18 protein-coding genes are annotated in these 16,442 nt (G+C 66.5%); all 18 read right to left on the reverse strand.

The genetic code is table 11. The annotated features are described in order from the left end of the window. Window positions 1-18: 18 nt before the first annotated feature. The 18 genes from ABZ803_RS33850 to ABZ803_RS33935 all read right to left on the reverse strand — a co-directional run bounded on the left by ABZ803_RS33850 (window position 19) and on the right by ABZ803_RS33935 (window position 15,971). Window positions 19-1,050 carry a hypothetical protein gene (locus ABZ803_RS33850; protein ID WP_357045709.1) on the reverse strand — a complete coding sequence of 344 codons (1,032 nt, stop codon included), beginning with the start codon at window positions 1,048-1,050 and terminating at the stop codon, window positions 19-21. Window positions 1,051-1,163: 113 nt separating this feature from the next. After that, the gene (locus tag ABZ803_RS33855) at window positions 1,164-2,261 is read right to left on the reverse strand and encodes a hypothetical protein (protein ID WP_357045711.1); all 1,098 of its coding nucleotides are present in this window, start codon (window positions 2,259-2,261) and stop codon (window positions 1,164-1,166) included. Window positions 2,262-2,875: 614 nt separating this feature from the next. Next, a complete protein-coding gene (locus ABZ803_RS33860; RefSeq protein WP_357045713.1) occupies window positions 2,876-4,135 on the reverse strand; it encodes a hypothetical protein in 1,260 nt (419 codons plus the stop codon). A 344-nt stretch (window positions 4,136-4,479) separates the two neighbouring features. After that, complete coding sequence (locus ABZ803_RS33865) at window positions 4,480-5,103, reverse strand: hypothetical protein (RefSeq protein ID WP_357045715.1); 624 nt, start codon at window positions 5,101-5,103, stop codon at window positions 4,480-4,482. A gap of 324 nt (window positions 5,104-5,427) precedes the next feature. Next, window positions 5,428-5,694 carry a hypothetical protein gene (locus ABZ803_RS33870; protein ID WP_357045717.1) on the reverse strand — a complete coding sequence of 89 codons (267 nt, stop codon included), beginning with the start codon at window positions 5,692-5,694 and terminating at the stop codon, window positions 5,428-5,430. Between the two features lie 204 nt (window positions 5,695-5,898). Continuing rightward, window positions 5,899-6,363 carry a hypothetical protein gene (locus ABZ803_RS33875; protein WP_357045719.1) on the reverse strand — a complete coding sequence of 155 codons (465 nt, stop codon included), beginning with the start codon at window positions 6,361-6,363 and terminating at the stop codon, window positions 5,899-5,901. 183 nt (window positions 6,364-6,546) lie between these two features. Continuing rightward, window positions 6,547-7,530: a hypothetical protein gene (locus ABZ803_RS33880; protein ID WP_357045721.1), complete on the reverse strand. Its 984-nt coding sequence runs from the start codon at window positions 7,528-7,530 to the stop codon at window positions 6,547-6,549. 302 nt (window positions 7,531-7,832) lie between these two features. Then, entirely contained in the window at window positions 7,833-8,321 is a 489-nt protein-coding gene (locus ABZ803_RS33885; RefSeq protein ID WP_357045723.1) for a hypothetical protein, read from the reverse strand. A gap of 95 nt (window positions 8,322-8,416) precedes the next feature. Next, on the reverse strand, window positions 8,417-9,598 hold the full coding sequence (locus ABZ803_RS33890) for a hypothetical protein (RefSeq protein ID WP_357045725.1): 1,182 nt from the start codon (window positions 9,596-9,598) through the stop codon (window positions 8,417-8,419). Window positions 9,599-10,354: 756 nt separating this feature from the next. Then, window positions 10,355-10,765 carry a hypothetical protein gene (locus ABZ803_RS33895; RefSeq protein ID WP_357045727.1) on the reverse strand — a complete coding sequence of 137 codons (411 nt, stop codon included), beginning with the start codon at window positions 10,763-10,765 and terminating at the stop codon, window positions 10,355-10,357. Between the two features lie 205 nt (window positions 10,766-10,970). Further along, on the reverse strand, window positions 10,971-11,345 hold the full coding sequence (locus ABZ803_RS33900) for a hypothetical protein (protein ID WP_357045729.1): 375 nt from the start codon (window positions 11,343-11,345) through the stop codon (window positions 10,971-10,973). After that, window positions 11,342-11,755: a hypothetical protein gene (locus ABZ803_RS33905; protein WP_357045731.1), complete on the reverse strand. Its 414-nt coding sequence runs from the start codon at window positions 11,753-11,755 to the stop codon at window positions 11,342-11,344. The genes ABZ803_RS33900 and ABZ803_RS33905 overlap by 4 nt, the downstream gene beginning before the upstream one ends. A gap of 251 nt (window positions 11,756-12,006) precedes the next feature. Continuing rightward, a complete protein-coding gene (locus ABZ803_RS33910; RefSeq protein WP_357045733.1) occupies window positions 12,007-13,035 on the reverse strand; it encodes a nuclease-related domain-containing protein in 1,029 nt (342 codons plus the stop codon). A gap of 304 nt (window positions 13,036-13,339) precedes the next feature. Further along, window positions 13,340-13,609 (reverse strand): hypothetical protein, encoded by a 270-nt coding sequence (locus tag ABZ803_RS33915; RefSeq protein ID WP_357045735.1) that lies wholly within the window; start codon window positions 13,607-13,609, stop codon window positions 13,340-13,342. A 63-nt stretch (window positions 13,610-13,672) separates the two neighbouring features. Further along, complete coding sequence (locus ABZ803_RS33920) at window positions 13,673-14,116, reverse strand: hypothetical protein (protein ID WP_357045737.1); 444 nt, start codon at window positions 14,114-14,116, stop codon at window positions 13,673-13,675. Continuing rightward, window positions 14,113-14,751 (reverse strand): hypothetical protein, encoded by a 639-nt coding sequence (locus ABZ803_RS33925; protein WP_357045739.1) that lies wholly within the window; start codon window positions 14,749-14,751, stop codon window positions 14,113-14,115. Before ABZ803_RS33925 ends, ABZ803_RS33920 begins: the two co-directional genes overlap by 4 nt. A gap of 35 nt (window positions 14,752-14,786) precedes the next feature. Then, complete coding sequence (locus ABZ803_RS33930) at window positions 14,787-15,140, reverse strand: hypothetical protein (RefSeq protein ID WP_357045741.1); 354 nt, start codon at window positions 15,138-15,140, stop codon at window positions 14,787-14,789. A gap of 78 nt (window positions 15,141-15,218) precedes the next feature. Continuing rightward, window positions 15,219-15,971 carry a hypothetical protein gene (locus ABZ803_RS33935; protein ID WP_357045743.1) on the reverse strand — a complete coding sequence of 251 codons (753 nt, stop codon included), beginning with the start codon at window positions 15,969-15,971 and terminating at the stop codon, window positions 15,219-15,221. Window positions 15,972-16,442: the final 471 nt, after the last annotated feature.

Here is a 16,442-nt window from a genome sequence, read left to right on the forward strand (position 1 = left end):
AGCCGAAGGTAGGTGAGGTCACCGACAACGGGAGACAGCGTCGGGTGTGCGCAGTGCCGGCCGCCGAGAAGACCGCCGGGAGCGCGCCGCCGGAACGAGCCCTGGGAAGCTGGGTTCTTCGACCGGCTGGCGACCACTCGGCGCAGCGGGCGCGGTCTCGGAGAGGGTGTGCGGTGTCGGTGCGCACTCGGCGCGCCGCCGCAATTCCGATAAGGGCAGGGGATACTTCACGCTGCGGATTTGTTCTGTGAGGATCGACCGGTCCCCGACCAGTGTCCGCAGGTGGTTCTCTTGTCGTTCGGCTTCGGCGAAGCGTTCGGGGAACACGCGCAGGGTGTGGCGCCACTGCTTCTGGCCGGCGCGGACACACACGCCACCGCAGTTGTTGTGGCTGAAGCCGAGCTCGTACAGCCGCGGCGGCACCAGCCCGCGTGAGCGGCAGTCATCGAGCATCTGCTGCTTGGTCAGGCAGGGATCCTCGGCCATGGGGAACTCGACGCGCCACGGCGCCCAGCCGTGGACGACGCCGGGTTCACGCCGCCGCTCGGCCCAGTCCAGTCCGACATACAGCACGGTGTCGGCCGGATCGCAGTGGTCTTCGAGCCATCGGCGGCAGGGGATCTGCTTCAACCACTTTGAGCACGGCGCCACTCGCGAATTCCCGATGAACCGCACGTCGGCGAAAACCTGCCACGGCGTGCGACCGTCGCATACTCGCACCAACGGGACGCGCAGGTAGTCCTCGGCGTCCGACAGGAACCTGTACAGATCCTCGTCTTCGGCCAGGGTATCTGCGAACAGCAGCACCATGTCTTTGGTGCCATACCGCTGCGCGACACGGGTCGCGGCAGCAAAAGACCCGATTCCGCCCGACATCTGCACGACCCGCTTCACAACAGACCGTCCGCGCGAGCGAATCATCAGTGGCCGTCTGCGCCGCACCTGGAAGTCCGCGGCGCCCGCGTCGGTGGGTCGGTGGGAGGGCCGGTGGTGATCCGGCGCACCGTCGGGAAGCTGCTCGGAGAGAACGGCATCGACAGAATTCGTCATGGAAGCCTCCGGAAGGGTGCTGATGCCCGGTGTGTGCGAGGGCCGTGACACGAAGCTGCCGGCTCGCGGCATGGTGGCCTGTTCGGCGTCGGGCACGGCGCGTCGGGCAGCCGCTAGGTGGTGGGGGCGGTGGGGCGTTGCCGCGACAGTATGTCCACGATCATGGCGGTGGCGGCGCGTTTGGCGTCCTCGATGCTCGGATAGGGGGCGGCTTCGACGAGGACATGTTCACCGTCGCCATGGGTGTCGTCCAACCCGCTTTGGTCACAATCTCGGGAGATCCACACGGCCACGACATCTGGCTCGTCGGTGGTGCGTACGACCGCAGCACGCCAATCCAGCGACTCGAGCCTCCACTCGGTGATGGTGCCGATCGCTCGACCCATATACAGGTCGGTTTCGTCGGTCCAGCCATCGGTGGCTGTGCCGAACAAGGTGTGTTGGCAATCCCAGTGCTCGGCACGCGCCTGGTCGTACTCGCTGCCGTGCGGGTTGGTGGGGTCGGGCTGGTGGCTGTAGCGCGACCAGGTGCTGCAGCCTGCAGCGAATCCTTCGACTGTGTCGACGACCACGACGTCACCGGAGAATGCCGCGCAGTACCTTCCGATCTCGTCGGCTTCGCGGCGCGCGTCGCCGAGGACGGCGACGGGACAGGTGTAGAGCGCCCATGTGTGGGTGTCGTCGTCCTCGAGGGGTACGGGCACGGCGACGCGGGTCGTCTCCTGACCGGGTGGTGGCGATGGGTCGGTCCAGACGACGCGGGTCCGATCGTGGTAGCCGTCGAGGATCTCGGCGTGTGGGGTTGAATCGAGGGCGGTGGTGATTGCGGGAAAACCTGAGGTGCGCATCGCGGCGGTCCCGTCGGGAAACTCGACACCGTGGGCCAGGACAGCGACAGCGGATTCGCCGGTGAGCTCAGTCTTGCGGTGCAGTTCCCATCGTCGAGTCGGGCTTTCGCCGGACGGGTCGGGGATGTGGAAGCGGATGCCGAAGGACTCGAGGTCGGTGAATATCCGAGACGCGGGGTCGAAGTACTCGCGGACACCGGCATCGTGGACGAATCGCTCACGCAACACCGTCAACGCCCGCTGATAGGTTCGCTCGAGCTGCGACCCCCGGAAACGTTTGCTGGGACGGCGATACACCACGATCGTAGGGATGCCTACTGCGTAGGTCGTGGCGCCGTCGTCGTGGCGATACAGCGCTGTCAATGTCGCTGTGTAACAGTCTCTTTCACCGGCGCGCGTGTCGTAGGTGATGCGCAGTTCGGCGTGGGGTTGCCAGCCTTTGGGATCAACTCGCCCGAGAGGCCAGCGGGCGATGACGGTCCGCGGCTCGCGGCTGACGCGACTCGGGTCAAGGGTTGGACCACACAATGTGGGTGATTCGGGATGAGTCAAAAGGCAACATTTCTTCGAGGCGGACTTTCGGACAGCCCGCAGAAGACGTCGGCATGGAGAGCCCTGTGTGTGCCCACGTCGGTACGTGCGGAGCGGGCGCGTTCTCTGACGGACTTCTCGGTCCGCCGTGCGGCTACAGGACGATCCGATGCCGGAGCTGTGTCGGCGAGGTGTCGATTGAGGGCTGGCGTCGGTGTTCACATGAACGGCGATGAGTCCGGCGGCTGCGTGTCTGCAGCTTCCCGGTGGTCAAGGTGCAGGTTCGGTGAGCATGTGGGCTCGACAGGCGATGACTGTGCCCAGCAGATCGAGGCGTTCGCGCGGCCGACCGTCGACCCAGGCGAGGCGGGGTTCGTCGGCAGCAGCAGTCAATGGTCGCCGCCCCGGGGAGATGTGGATCCTGCATGGATCTGCCGGTGCTGACCTCATTCGTGCGATTGCTCGATGGACTGCGCGCTGCGGTCTGGGGGTGGTTCGTGTGGAGCTGAATGGGGCAGCCTCGCAGGCGGCTGCGGTGCGGTGTACGGGTGTGTGTTCGGGCGGATGGTGGCGGTGTAGGTGTCGAGTTGGGTGGCTGAGCCGATCAGAGTTTGGATGGTGGCGATGGCGTCGCTCTTGCCGTCGTCCACGGACTCAACCGGTTCGTCTTGGCATATCGGTTCGCATCGGCCGTAGACACTGAGCCGGACAACGCCGTCTTCGCCGACGCGGACCACCGCGAAGGAGTCGAAAGGGCCTTCGTACTCATAAATCTCGACGGCTTCGCAGTGCGGGTCAGGCCCGCAGTTGATCCATTCGAGCCGACGCCCGTGGTGTATCCCGGCTTCGATGGCGACCATGCCTTCCACCGCCAACTTGGATTCTTCAAGGTTGGTGCTGAGCTGACCTTCATCGAGTGATCCGCGTTCGCCTCCAGGCCGCAGAATGGTGCCCCAGTGCAGGCCGTGCCGGTCTTTGGTGAGGACACCGCGGTAGCCCTCAGGACCCCGATACACCCATACCCCCAGCGACATGTCGGCGGGTGTAGCCATGCGCCAGCGCGTTTCGTCCGGCACAAGGCGATAGGTGATCGTGGTGACCGCGTTCACCGTGACCTCGGTAGTGGTGGCCTGCTGAAGCACCTCTGCTGTCGTGTAGGGCGACCCGACCGTGAGCGGTGAAGGCGGCGCGGGTTGCGGCAGCGGTGAGTCCTGCACATCGGACACGTTTCGGGTGGCGGCATAGCTGGTTGGTGGATGCAGTTGGACGATCACCGGCCCGACCGGGGGTGTGACAGCGAAGGTCGGCGGACGTCCAGCCTGCAGCCAACCTGTCACCACGTCCTGCACCTGGCCGATGAACTCGCTGAAGCATTGACCTGAAGATTTTTCTCTGCGCAGAATCCACTCGTCGGCGTACATGTTGGCGTCGACGTATTCGTGCAGCTGACCGAATCGGCTGACATCAGCGGGGACGATGCCCTCGGCGATGCTTTCCAGCACTTCCCGGCAGATCTGGGCAGCGATACCCGCATCTTCGACGGTGTGCACACCGGTGGGCTGTAGCGGGGTGATGTCCCCGTCGACCCACAGCCCCGCCCCGAAGCCGCTGAGGACCATGGCGTCGGGGTCACGGCGGCGGCGGTGTTGGATACGGCGGATTCCGGCAGCGGATTCGTAGGCGTCGTCGCGGCTGATCGCCTCCACGATCCGCTGCGCGCCGGTCGAGGTGTCGGTCCAGCAGTAGGCGTAGCGGATCGGGTAGACCCGGTTGGCGCCACCGCCGGGAGGTGTGCCGAGTGGGGCCGGAAGCTGGTCACCGGTCCCGATACCGGGCGCGGACCCAGACGGGCCGCGGCTCGACGTCGGCGACAGTGGATCAGATTCCCCGCGTGGTCCAGGTGGCCAGCGACTTCCGTTGTCTGTCAATGTCTTTCCGATCTGCAGTCTGAGGCATGAGGAAACCGGTCGCCGGGGAGCGGTGGCGTGGTGGCGTGGTGGCGACCGGTCATGCCGGCGCGGCCCCCTGCGGAGTTGATCGGCGCGCGGGTCTAGGCGTCGGCGGGGCGCAGTGGCTGGGGGTAGCGGTAGACCCACAGGCCTCGCGCACCGTCGTGGATGGCGTTGGCGGCGCTGGGACGCTGGTGGCCGCCGCCTTTGCTGCCTGTGGAGGTGCGGAGGCGATCGAATCCGTCGAATCGGTACATCGCGCCGGGCGTGCCGGGCAGGCTCGTGCTCGACAGGGCAGCGATCTGCGGCTGCCCGCACAATTCGGCGCTGCGCGCATCCCAGTTGGGGTAGGTGCCCAGCCACAGTGGCGCGAGATAGTCGCGTGCGATGCGCAGAACTGCCCGCAAACATCGCTGGTCGCGGCGGTGGGGACTGCGAGCGATTCTGGCGAGATCCACCGTGTTGTAGCGGTGTAGACCGTGCGGTTTGGAGACGCTGGCGTTTACGGTGCTGGCCAGAACAACGACCGCGGCACGACGACCGCGGTCTTCCATGACGAATGCCATGCTGCCGAACGGACGCCGGTAGGGCCTGCCGGTGGGGTATTCGTCGTCGGGCAGGTGCAGAGGATGTCGCCAGGCGATCAAGAGTTCTTCGGCCTCGGCGACATGGACCTGGTAGAACGCGATCACAGGCGACAGCTGCAAGGACAACTGGCGGCTCATCGGCGTGACCGGTCCGTTCGAAGGTCGTCTCTGTCTCGCAGCGATCGGCGGCGGCTGTCGTGGGTCGCCGCGAGGGCACATTGTGGTGTTCGAAGGCATGGTTCGGGCTCGGGTGTTGTGGCGCGGCTGTCGCCTGGACCCGCGAGGGCGGGGCCGGGGCCTTGGGCAGCGGTGGCGTCGGGTGTCGGGTGTCGGCGACCCAGGCACTGGAAGGTAGGTCCCCGATGCGTGATGACGTCCAACCCAGGCCGTTGCCGACTGCGGCGAATCGACCGGGACTCAGCCCGGCCGCGTGACGGGGTGCGCTTCCGGGGTGGGGTCCGGTCAGAGGGCCGTCGGATCGTCTGGCAGTCCCAGGAACGTGCGTATGGCCGTGCGTTGGCGACGCAACTCCAACAGTGCGTGGTCTCGGGCATCGCCGTCCATGCCGACTTTCGTGAGGACTTCTCCCAGTTCCTCGAACCATTCAGCGAACTGGCGGAGCCATACCTGCACGTTGGGTTCGTGAGGGTTGAACCTCTTCGCGCGGACGAGCGGCCCGCAAGGGGTTGCGTTCATGGCGCGGAAGATGCGCATCCGCAGGACGTTCATTTCAGATTCTCGTCAGGCGTTGATGTCAATCTCTGACCTTTCCAAGTGCAAGCAGCCTTCAGCGGCGACGGTGGATCCGAGTACGCAGCAGTGGTGGCGCCGGCCACCTGTGGGCAGCAGAGGAGGCATCCCGATAGGAGGCCCCGGCGACGCAGGCACCGAAGCGCGGAGACCCCTGGGGTGCGACCGGTGGGATGGCGCGGCTCAAAGAAGACCGATGATTCCGGCGCCGCGGAGGCGGGCTTGCTCTGCGAGATCGGCTTCGGTGCGGGCGATGAGTTCGTCGTAGAACTCTCGCGCGGCGATAGTGTCGTAGAGGTTCGAGCGGCTACCGATCTCGGACGAGTCCGGGCCGGTGACTACGCAAGTGAACACCCGACCGCCGAGCCAGGTTGCGTACTCACTGATCTCGCGTTGCGCCGCGGCTTCCGACTCGGCCAGTACGAACCATTCGGCCAAGCCCGACTGGATCGGGTGGACGTATCTACCGGCGGTGAACAACTGGAACGGACTGCCGGTGATAGCGCGCCAGAGCCGGTAGCGGCGCTCGACAGTGTCGACGTGGCGGTAACCGAATTCGCGCAGAAAATGCGCCAGCGCAGCAGCGTGTGGCGTGCGATCGCTGCGTGTTTCGTCGATAGTCACACCGTGGGCGGTGACCACCACCATCAGGGTTTCGTCCGCTCCGCATCCGCGGGGACTGTCGGCATCCTCATCAGCGGGAAACGTGACCGTGTAGGTTCGGCCGCCGCCGACGTCGATGACTTTCGGCTCGTGTACGTCCATTCTGGTCTTTCTCGGGATGTGCCGTCCTCGCTCAAGGTCCGGTGCAGCCGGGCAGCTGGTCGACGGTCATTCGACGGGTGTGCATGCCTGCGGGCCCGCGTGGCGGATGGGGACGGTCGCGGGCGGTGCTGCCCGGCAGTAGTTGTGACCGTTTTCAGGATGTGAAGTGCAGGCGTCGGCGCTGATGTCGGGGCGTACGGCCAGGTCGATGTCGGTGGCGATGTCGCCGATCCAGGTTGCGGGCAGACCCGGCGAATCCGGTGCTGGTGCGTCGGGGTCGGCGGGTGTGCCCAGCCAGGCGAGCAGCCGAGCCGACGGCTGGTAGAGCTGATAGCTGCTGGTTAGGTAGATCGTCAGGTTACCGTGGTAGCCGGTGTCGGGATCGTGGCAGTCCCACAGGCAGATCGGTCGCAGCCGCGAGCAGGCGCCGAGTTCGGACAGGACCTTGTTGGCGTGGTCGGGGGTGAAGCCGGGTCGCAGGCTGCCGCGCAACTGCGTCGGCAGCGGGTACAAGGCGGTGGTGGTCGCGATGTCGAGCCAACGCGCCAGTCCACGAAGGTCGTGCAGGATGTGGCCGCTGCGGCCATCGGCGTCTTGCCTGGAGTAGTCGGCGGTCTCGACCTCCCACAGATAGTCGACCACGCTCGCGAGCATTCGACGGTCGGGACTGGGCGGAATATCCGGAAACTGGCTGTAGAGGTCGTCGACCAGGCTGTGATGCAGACGCGCGAGCTGGTCGAGTACATGGCCGACCGCGCCCGAACCAACCACCGCGCTGTCGGTGGCGAATGTGTCGAGCACGCGAAGGCTTTCGCTGGCCAGCCGTATACCGGGCTGAGCTTCGAGGGTGACCAGCAGATGCGAGTCTTCCACCGCCCACACCTCGACATCGGTGAAGGGCCGGCTGCCCAGGGCGTCGCGCGCGGCGGTGAGGACCTCGTGGACATTCCAGACGTCGGTGACCACGAAATCCTGCGAATCGGGCAGCGCGGTCATGACCGCGGCCAGTTCGGTGTCGTTCACGGCAGCGGCCGTATCGGAAGATGCCATTGGAAATCCTTGATGCAGATGAATCAAGCAGCAAAGGGCTGCGGCGGCGTCGTTGAGGCAAGCCCGCACGGGTGAGCATCGGCTCGGCAAGCGGCCTGTGCGAGATTGCACGAGGAATGCGGCCGTGCCCCGAAGCTGCCCGCGCGAGGTGTGGTTGCGGGGAGCGCCGAGCTGATGACCAGGGTGTGTGAGTCGCGATGGTTGGCAGCCGTCGTGTCGTCGGCTAATCGTCTGGCCCGGTGACGTCGAGGTCTGCACCGTGGCGCACGATGAACGGTTCGACCGCAACGCCACAGCTGCGTTTAGTGCGGATGCGAGGTCGTCGGCCGCGGCGAGTTGGCTGCGGGAGTCGGGCGACGGTTCTTTGCCCTCTTGTCCTCACGGGCGGACCGTGCGGGGCCACGCGGGGCGGTAGACAGTTGAGTCCAGTACACGCCGGGTGTGGCGAAGAGGTTGTAGCGAGAGTGGATGTGATAGGCGGGGTGTAGTCCTTCGCGTTCGCCTTCCCGTACGCAGGCTTCGTAGATTTCCTCGGTGAAGTCCCCGACGTCGCCGTCGGCGGCGGTGACCAGGTAGATCCCTTCGCCGCTGCGGGTCCGCGCGATCAGATACCGGTAGTGGTGGCCGGTGAGCGTGGTCAGGGCCGAGTCCGGGTAGCCAGCGACGACCGTGGCGACCAGGTCGGCGACAGGCCTCGGCGAGGCACAGCCGTCGATGGCGGCGATGGTTGGGGCAGCAGGGGCACCGACCGCGAACTGGAGTGCTGCGGCGGCGGATGGTGGGTTGTTCACCGGTCGGTGGTGTTTGCTGCTGCCAGGTCGAGCACGAAGGGTGCGTGTTCGGATCTAGTGAGTCCAGCGTTGTCCGGGTCGGTCACGGCGATGCTTCACTGGCTGATGTCGCTGATCCAGTTGTCGTGGCCGGGCGTGGCCGCATCGATCGGGGCGCCGGAGGCGTCGCGGAACGTGGTGGGGACCAGTCCGTCTGTGTCGAGGATGAATTCGACCGAGTCGACGGTCGGGGCGTGCTCGCGCAGGTAGGTGCGGATGCGGGTGAGCGACAGTGTGGTGACGCGGTCGGCGGCGAAGCGAGCTTGGGCGTGGGCATGGTCGAGTTCCCGCTCGAGCGGATCGGTGTGCGCGGGCATTTCGCCGCTGGGCGCGGTCTTGTCGTGGACGGCGTGGTTGTGAGCGCCGTCGCCTCCGGCGAGGGTGTGGGTGGTGTGCTCGGTGTCGATACCGCCGATCCAGCTGGCGGGGGATCCCGGGTGCGCGGGGGCATGGTCGGCGGCTTCGTTGAGCCAGGACCACAAGTCGCCGCTGAGGTAGTAGAAGTGCCCGAGCGGGTCTTCCACGCGGAAGTCGGAACCACCGGTATAGCCGAAGTCGTCGTAGACGTCCCATACGCAGACCACCCGCACGCCGGTGGCGTCGGTGACCTGGCCGAGGATGTTGTTGACCGCGTCGCTATCGTAGCCGTCGGACATGCTGGCGCGTAGGTGTTCGGGCAGTGCGCACCAGGCGGGCGCCGTGGCGATGGCATGGGCGCGTGCGAGCACGGTCAGGGGCGTCTCGAGGCGAGGGTCAGGGTGTGCGGATCGCTGGTAGCGGGTCGAGACATCCCGGATCGCGGTGAGGGAGTTCGCGTCGAGGACCGCGGGATCGGACCGGTAGCGGTACCAGGTGAAGAACTCCTCCGCCGCGGGTTGTTGCAGACCGACCGACAGGGTGAATGATGGTCGGTCGAAGTCGATGTCGACGCCGGCTGGGATCCGGTCACGGTGCTGGCCGGTGGAATCGAGCCAGTCGGTGACCAACGCCATCAGCGATCCGGCTCCCGGACCCGTGATGGTGAATTCGGTGTAGACGCTGAGATCACCAGGCCGTAGCTGGATGTCGATGTCTATTCCGGGGACGGCGTCGCGGAGGCGGTGGGTGAGCGCCTGGACCTGAGCGGTCGCGGTGAACTGTTCGAAGACGGTTTGCGCGCGGTCGAGGTGGTCGGTGACCATGGCCGCGGCGCGTCGGCGCAGCGCGGCATCGGCGATATCAGGTATCCGCTCGACCATCGCTTCCAACCCGGAAGGTATCTGCGGCGCTGGGTGAGGCGGGCAGGTTTCGCGGTGTCTGTGGTGATCGTCGAGCAGGGTGAGCACAGTGCAGTCGCCGTGATATCGAATGCGGATGCTCCATCCTGTGGGTAGTCCGCTGTCGGAGTCGATGCTGAGCAACGGTAGGTCCTGAGGGGTAGTAGGTGCTGCCCACCGCGCGGCCTCGTGGCGGGCAGGGCCAGGTGCGTCCGGGCCTCGCGTGACGACAGCCAGTGAAAGAGGGTGTGTCGTCGATCACGGCGAGTGTGGCCAGGTGGGGGCGGTTATCGGCACAGCAGCCAGATCAGCAGGACAATGCCGCCGAGGCCGAGCACCGCGAGGGCGGTCAACGGAAAGGCGGTCGAATTCATTTGCTGAACAGCGCTTTTGAAATCAACGAGGCCGTTTCGGGCTCCCGCGGAGTCGGTTGAGCCATGAAGTGTCCTTCACGTGAATCGGAGGCCGGGTCGGCATATCGTGGAAACGGTTGGCCGGGAGCGGGATTTCTTCACGGAGTTCGTCGTACACGGCGGGGTGGCGGCCGCCGCGGCGGCGATCGTGGGCGCTCGCGAGGTGTGCCGCATGCGAAGGGCTGCGAGCCGGGGGTGGAACCGCGCGTGGGGTGCGTTGGGCGAAGCGGCGAGGCGCTGGCCGGAAGCGACCGAGTTGTTGGGAAGGTGGATGGGTATCGGTCCGGCGAAGCGGTGTCGCTCGACCGCTGTTGGCCAGTGATCGTCAGGTCGTGCGTTTGTGGTAGCGGGCGCCGTAGTGGCTGTCGGCTCGGCGGCGAAACGGTGGCGCGGGTGGCAGGTGCGCCAACTTCGTGGACAGGTCACGGTGGTCGCTGGTGGGGCGGTTGCCGGCGGGGGCGGGTTGATCGGCGGTGGATGGGCATCCGATCCGGTTGATGTGGACCTCGACGAGGATTCCGGCCTCTCGTAGGGCAGCGGCAGCGGCGTCGATGCGGCGGATGTGGGGCTGGTGGTGGCGTGATCCGCGGATTTCCCAGTGCTGATGGGTCCATGTCCATCCGCCGACGCGGTCTCGGACTCGCCCCATGACATCGCCGACTCGGGGGTTGGAGGCCTCGATGCGCAACTGTGTGCCGTGCGTGGCGGTGTGGACGATTCGCAGGGCGGTGGCCATGATGGTTGCTCCAATCGGTGCGGTGCTGACACAACAGATCACCCGCCGGGATCGTGCGTACGCGGGCGCGCGGTCGCGGCGAGTACGGCGGATTGCGCAGGTGGTTGAGGGGGTAGCTGGCGGCAGGGCTTTGGTGCGGCCAGCACCGGCCGCGGCGACGAATCGGGGTTGGGTCTCTTCGTTTGTCGCGTTGTGCTGCTCGAACTCAGCTGTCCCAGTACATGGAGTGGGGATCGAAGTAGGCCCTGACCAGTGGGTCGTGGGCATCGAATCGGCGGCGCACCTGGGCTAGTGCGCGGTGGTAGAACTCTTCGACCTCCTGCTGGTGCAGGCGTTGGCCGGAGCATGCGATTTCCAGCCGCCGCGGGTGGTTGACGGTCACGGGTGTGCCTAGACCGGAACTGGCGCACAGATGAGCGAAGTGATTGCCTGATTCCGGGCAGCGCCACACCAGTAGTTCGGCTTGTTTGCGCCAGCCGTCCACGTCCCAGTAAGCGGTGATCGACCACGTCCTGTGTTCGACGGCGGGTTGTGCGTGGGGGCCGTGCCCGCCGCCGGCGGCGGGTGGGGTGTGGGTCACTGTGGCCTGACCAGGTGTGTGGCAGTCATGGAGTCGATGGGGCCTCCCGTACGCCAGTTGTGCCACGCCTGTGCGATTGTGGGCCGTGATCGACCGGTGGCGACGAGGACGGCGAAGGCGTGACCGAAGTCGATCGCATCGCTGGAACTGACCCGCGCGGCGTCGCAGTGACCGCGGGCGTAGCCGATGGCTTCGAAGCACATCGCGTGCGCGGTGGAGTTCTTCAGTGCCTTGGACCAAGCCGCGAAGTCCGGGACTCTGCTCGGGTCGTGTCGCGAGGCGGGAGATATGGTGCCGGGCTCACCGAAGCTGTCGAGATCCGCGGGATCGTCGTAGCCGCCGACTTCGAGGTACGCCGCTGTGGTGTGCCCGTGGTGAAGCACAACGAGGGTCAATTTGCTCTCGTCCACAGCGATATCGCAGGTCGGGGGAAGACTGGCGAGCCAGACTGAGACTTCTCGATGAGAGATCATGTTGCTCCTGGGGCAGGTTCGCGGTGCGTGCGATGCGCAGGCGGACACGGGCCGATGCGAATCTGGCCGTGGGTGAGGAGTCGAGGAGTGCCGGTGGACGGTGGGTCGCGCCGTCCCGTCGAGAAGAGCGCCGAGCGGCGCCGACAGCTGGATGGGGCTCGTTTCTCGCGCATCTGCGCGGGCGCCGGTCACGGGCGCGGCGATTGTTGGGGCGGACGCTGCGACGATTGCTGCTCGGTCGGGGTGGACGTGGTCGGTGCAGACGGTGGCATGTGATGGTAATGCGCCGCCAGCAGCCAGAGGACGGTCCAGACGGCTGCGAGCACGATGAGTGCGGCTATCTGCTGGCGGCGGTGACGCGGCCGCGGTAGGGCACCGGTGTGTCCAGGCTGCTGTGGGCCGCGGTGGGCGGCCCGCGGACTGGGGTCTACGTGCGATCTGCTGAGGCGCGAACTCGTATCGGGCCGGGAAGCTGCCCGGGTCGGGGGTGCGGCCGGCTGGTCGCTGGGCGGCTGCGAGGCTGGGGGAGTGGTCGTGTCGGTTGTCGTTGTCGTCTTCGCTCGGCGAGCGGTGGAGGTGACGGGTGTGGCTTCGAGCGGGGGGAAGCCTTCGGCGATGAGGTCGCCGATGGTCAGTTCTCGCCCGAGGTTCATGGCGTTGAGCAGCGAGTAGGCCTGTTCGGCAGTCCAGATCGAGTCGCGGCGTGCGGTGCGGTGCAGCCAGCGGCGCAACCCCCGGTTGCCGAGCACGACCTCGCAGCCGGTCGGCAGCGATCCCACCTGCAAGCGCAGTGTCGAGCGCCGCGGCGGCACGACCACCACCACCGCGGAGACGAATGACCGGCCGGGATTGTGTTTTTCGACCAACGCTTTGAGCAGGTAGGTCGCGCTGAGTGCCTGGTCTATCGGGTTGAGGTCGTTGGCGCGGGTGTGGACGGGATCTCGGTCGTCACTGGAGTGGTGCCAGCGGCCGTTGGGCTCGGCGGTGATGACTCCGTGGGTGAGGTCATGATGGGTGCCTTTGACCTCGAGCACGGCGGACACCTGAGGTGTGAGGAGCACGAAATCGGCTTGCTGGCCTGCGTTGTCGCGTCCGGGCAGGTGGTAGCTTGAGATAGCGACGCCGCGCAGGGCGTATCGGCCGTTCCAGTGACTCATCCAATGCGCTACCCGCGCTTCGCTGGGCTCGATCGTGGGTCGCGTGTTGATGACCAGCATCAGCCTTCCTGCCTCTGTGGTGTGGGTACTGAGTCGCCACTGCTTGGATCCGTTGCAAGCGACCAGCAGCGAGGCGGGTCGCCTATGTCGCCGGCTGTCTCGGCGGCCGTCGCGACTCGTGTGAACAGCGCGGGGACGGTGTTGTGAGGGTTGCGGCTGGAGAGGATTGCGGTCGGAGGCCAGATCAGTTGCCGGTCACGAGCATTCGGCGCGGTGGCTGCCGGTTGTGCCGCTCACCGAGCCGCCCGGACTGCGCGACACCAGACGGGCGCGTGCCGGTAGAAGTTGCGTAGCAAATGGCGGTTCACCTGGCTGCGCAGGCTGGCGCGGTTTCGCCACGTGGGTGCGGTCCTGCCAGCCGAGTTCCGGGCGGCCAGTGGCGTTGCAGCGGGTCGCCGACGATCAGCTCGGCGCGCTCCCATTCGGCATCGCTCGGACGGTCCAGACCCGGCCCGGTGAACGGGGTTCTCACATCCCGCAGCTGCACGCTCAGGCCGTCTTCGAATTCCGCGGCGGCCAGCGGGGCAAGGCTGCCGTCCGGGTTGCGGCGATGCCCGCACGGTGGACCGCTCATGCTGGAGCAGCACCCCCACACCGTCGGTCCCTTGGGCAGGGTTCGAGGGGGGTGCATCGGCGGTCAGCTCTCGTCGATCTCTAAACAGGTCGCCTGCCACACGCGCACCGGGAACCCGCACGTCAACATCCGTCCATCGCGGTGGCGCAACAGTGCGGGAGCGTGTTTGAGTTCGTCGGTCATGGTGACGGCGGCGCGGACACTGTCCGCGCGGACAGTCGGGGCCCACCGCAACGGATCCAGCGGATCCGCGACGACCCTCAGCTCAGGCAGCAGCCGCGGGTCGGGTGCTCGGCGCAGTGCGGGCAGTCCGTTCAACCCCACGCCGACGACCTGCCACATGCCGGTCTCGCTGCGGATCCAGTCACCGTCCAACGGCTCCACGTCGCTGCGGCCGGCTTCGCGAAGCCGCTGATTGTGCGCGTCGGCGATCGTGTAGGAGGCATGCGCGAACTCCACTGCCGCGATCGCAACGCTCGGCCAGTCACCGCAGTAGATGACCTTCACCCGAACGCCTCTGAGATCTCTTCGGAGTCGTCGCGGTACAGCACGATCCACGATCCCGCGCCGTCATAGGCCCAGGAGACGGTGTAGAGGCCGGGGTGCCACAGGATGTGTTCGGCGAGGCGGTCATTGATGGGTTCGTAGGTTTCCATCAGCGGGCCGTCGTAACCGCGACGGCGACTGAACCCCGACAGAACCTGCCAGCCTGGGGTCAGGACCTCGAATGTGCCGCCGGGGCGGACAACGATTCCCGGAGGCGACACTTCCTCGGCGAGGCACACCGCGCGAGCCAGGCCGACGCGGATCACCTGGTCGCCGCGAAGGTACTCACCGAGCATCTCGAGGTTCCCCTCCCGCATGTCGTCACCTTCCGGAGAGACCTGCACGACACGAAACAGCATCGGAAGCCCGGTGCCACTATTGGCCATCTGTTCCAGCTGCACGAAGCCGTTGCTGGGCGGTGCGGGCTCGCCCCGCTGGGCGGGGACGTCGTGAGGTATGTCCGCGATTCCGCGGTACTCGAGCACCGTAAGCTCGACCCCATCGGCGATTTTCGCGTGCGCGTCGGGCACATCGTGGCTGGTCAGTGCGCGGAGCATGCGCTGGGCCTGGGGCAGGTTCTCGGCTTTCACCTTCACCGTGGCGAGCATGTAGGTGTCGAAGGTGTATTCAGTCATGGCTGTTCTCGCCCGTGGCGGGCCTGGGAGACGACGTTGCTCAGCATCTGGATCGCGGCCAGGGTGGGGCCGGTGGTCGCGTCCGAGCTCGGGGTCGGCTGGGCGGTCGACTCCTCGTCGAAGTGCATCCACGCCCGCTGTCGGATGTCGTCGATGTCGACCTTGTGCAGGTGCAGCAGGTGCAGCAGATCGGCGCCGAAGTCGCCGAGAACCTCGTGGTCGTAGGTGTTGTCGTAGATCTGCTCGAGAGTGATTCCCTCGCGGGTGGACGCCCACGCCGCCAGGGCGATCAGCGCCCGACCGGCCGCCGCATAGGGTTGGGGTTGGTCGTCGGGTGAATCGAAAGTCATTGCTGTACCGTTTTTCTCGGCGAATTGGCGGCTGATGGGGTCGCGGGGGTGAACACCGGCGTTGCTGCTGTCATTCGCTCATTGCTTCGAGCGCCTCACCGAGGTGCTGTCGATGAGGACGCCGTTGCGCTCGATCACGTGCACCACGGGGATGCTGTGGCTCAGCCGCACCATGTAGGCGTGAAGTTCTCCGGCGCCGGTGCGCCACCGGAACCCGCACCACTTGTGCACCTGGTCGGCGTAGAGATCCCAGCCCAGCGTGCGAGAGCCGACTGCGGCCACATACAGGCGGGCGGCGAGCGGATGCCGCCCGATCGCGTAACGGACGTTGGCCCAAATCCTCGTAACCAGCTCACCTGCCATGTCATCGACGGTGAACCGACGCGACAAGGGTGCAGCGTGATCGCACGGGTTCACCCCGGCGCAGGAGCAGGCAGAGCCTGTGTAGTCCGGCTGCATGGCCAGCAGCGCCGCGCGATACCCGTCGACGACTGCGCCGATGTCGACCCCACCCGCCTTGGCGACCGCTGCACCCTTGTCGATGCGGTCGCCTTCGGCCTCGTTGATCACGCGGCGGGTGCCATTCGGGTTGTCGGCGACACGCAGCCGGGCAATCGGAACCTCGTCGTAGCGGTGGCGGTAGATCTGCATCACCGCGGAAGCCGAGCCACCCTTGATGCCGGTGCGGGAGCCGATACCGCGGTTGATGCGGCTGTTGACGTAGTCGTCGAACCACCGGTGCGCGGCGGCCTGGCTGGAGAACTCCGAACGCATCTGCGGGTGGGTGATGGCGGGGAGCCCGGCGTCGGTGAGAGCAATGTAGACGGTCACTTCTCGTCGCCTTTCATGGTTGATTCGTCGGCCCCGTTGGTGCGTCGTGGGCGTGCCAGTGTCGAAGCGGCCGCCGTCGGTGACTGCTCCTCGAAGCGGGCCGGATCGGGAACGATCGGCCGTTCTCGGCTTCGGAAACGAGCAGGGAAGAGACAGAAGCGAAAGCGGGCACGTCACGGGTAGGTCTGCTGGGCGGGGCTCCAGGGACGGTGGCCGCGTGGTCTTCCCATCGTGGATTTCGTGCGCGGCGGATTATCGGCCGACACGCAGATTCCTACGTCGCGGGCAGTTTCAGACGATGAGGATGCAGACGAAGCGGGAAATCGGATCGGACTCGTCGGCGATGGTGATCTTTGCGATCGCGGCCGCCGTCCGAGGTCGCCGCGGACAGCCGGACCGCGCTGAGCTCGGATGCTGTATCCGGCGCCATGCCCCCAATGAGCGGCACTGTTTTCGTTGACATTGTCAACG

Origin of the sequence: Nocardia sp. NPDC047648 (assembly GCF_040642815.1) — a bacterium.
GTDB lineage: Bacteria > Actinomycetota > Actinomycetes > Mycobacteriales > Mycobacteriaceae > Nocardia > Nocardia gamkensis.

Coding starts and splice junctions, on each gene's coding strand:
- ABZ803_RS33910 (WP_357045733.1), bottom strand. CDS start 13,035: ATGCTGGTCATCAACACGCGACCCACGATCGAGCCCAGCGAAGCGCGG.
- ABZ803_RS33870 (WP_357045717.1), bottom strand. CDS start 5,694: ATGAACGTCCTGCGGATGCGCATCTTCCGCGCCATGAACGCAACCCCT.
- ABZ803_RS33880 (WP_357045721.1), bottom strand. CDS start 7,530: ATGGCATCTTCCGATACGGCCGCTGCCGTGAACGACACCGAACTGGCC.
- ABZ803_RS33850 (WP_357045709.1), bottom strand. CDS start 1,050: ATGACGAATTCTGTCGATGCCGTTCTCTCCGAGCAGCTTCCCGACGGT.
- ABZ803_RS33915 (WP_357045735.1), bottom strand. CDS start 13,609: ATGAGCGGTCCACCGTGCGGGCATCGCCGCAACCCGGACGGCAGCCTT.
- ABZ803_RS33890 (WP_357045725.1), bottom strand. CDS start 9,598: ATGGTCGAGCGGATACCTGATATCGCCGATGCCGCGCTGCGCCGACGC.
- ABZ803_RS33865 (WP_357045715.1), bottom strand. CDS start 5,103: ATGAGCCGCCAGTTGTCCTTGCAGCTGTCGCCTGTGATCGCGTTCTAC.
- ABZ803_RS33875 (WP_357045719.1), bottom strand. CDS start 6,363: ATGGTGGTGGTCACCGCCCACGGTGTGACTATCGACGAAACACGCAGC.
- ABZ803_RS33895 (WP_357045727.1), bottom strand. CDS start 10,765: ATGGCCACCGCCCTGCGAATCGTCCACACCGCCACGCACGGCACACAG.
- ABZ803_RS33930 (WP_357045741.1), bottom strand. CDS start 15,140: ATGACTTTCGATTCACCCGACGACCAACCCCAACCCTATGCGGCGGCC.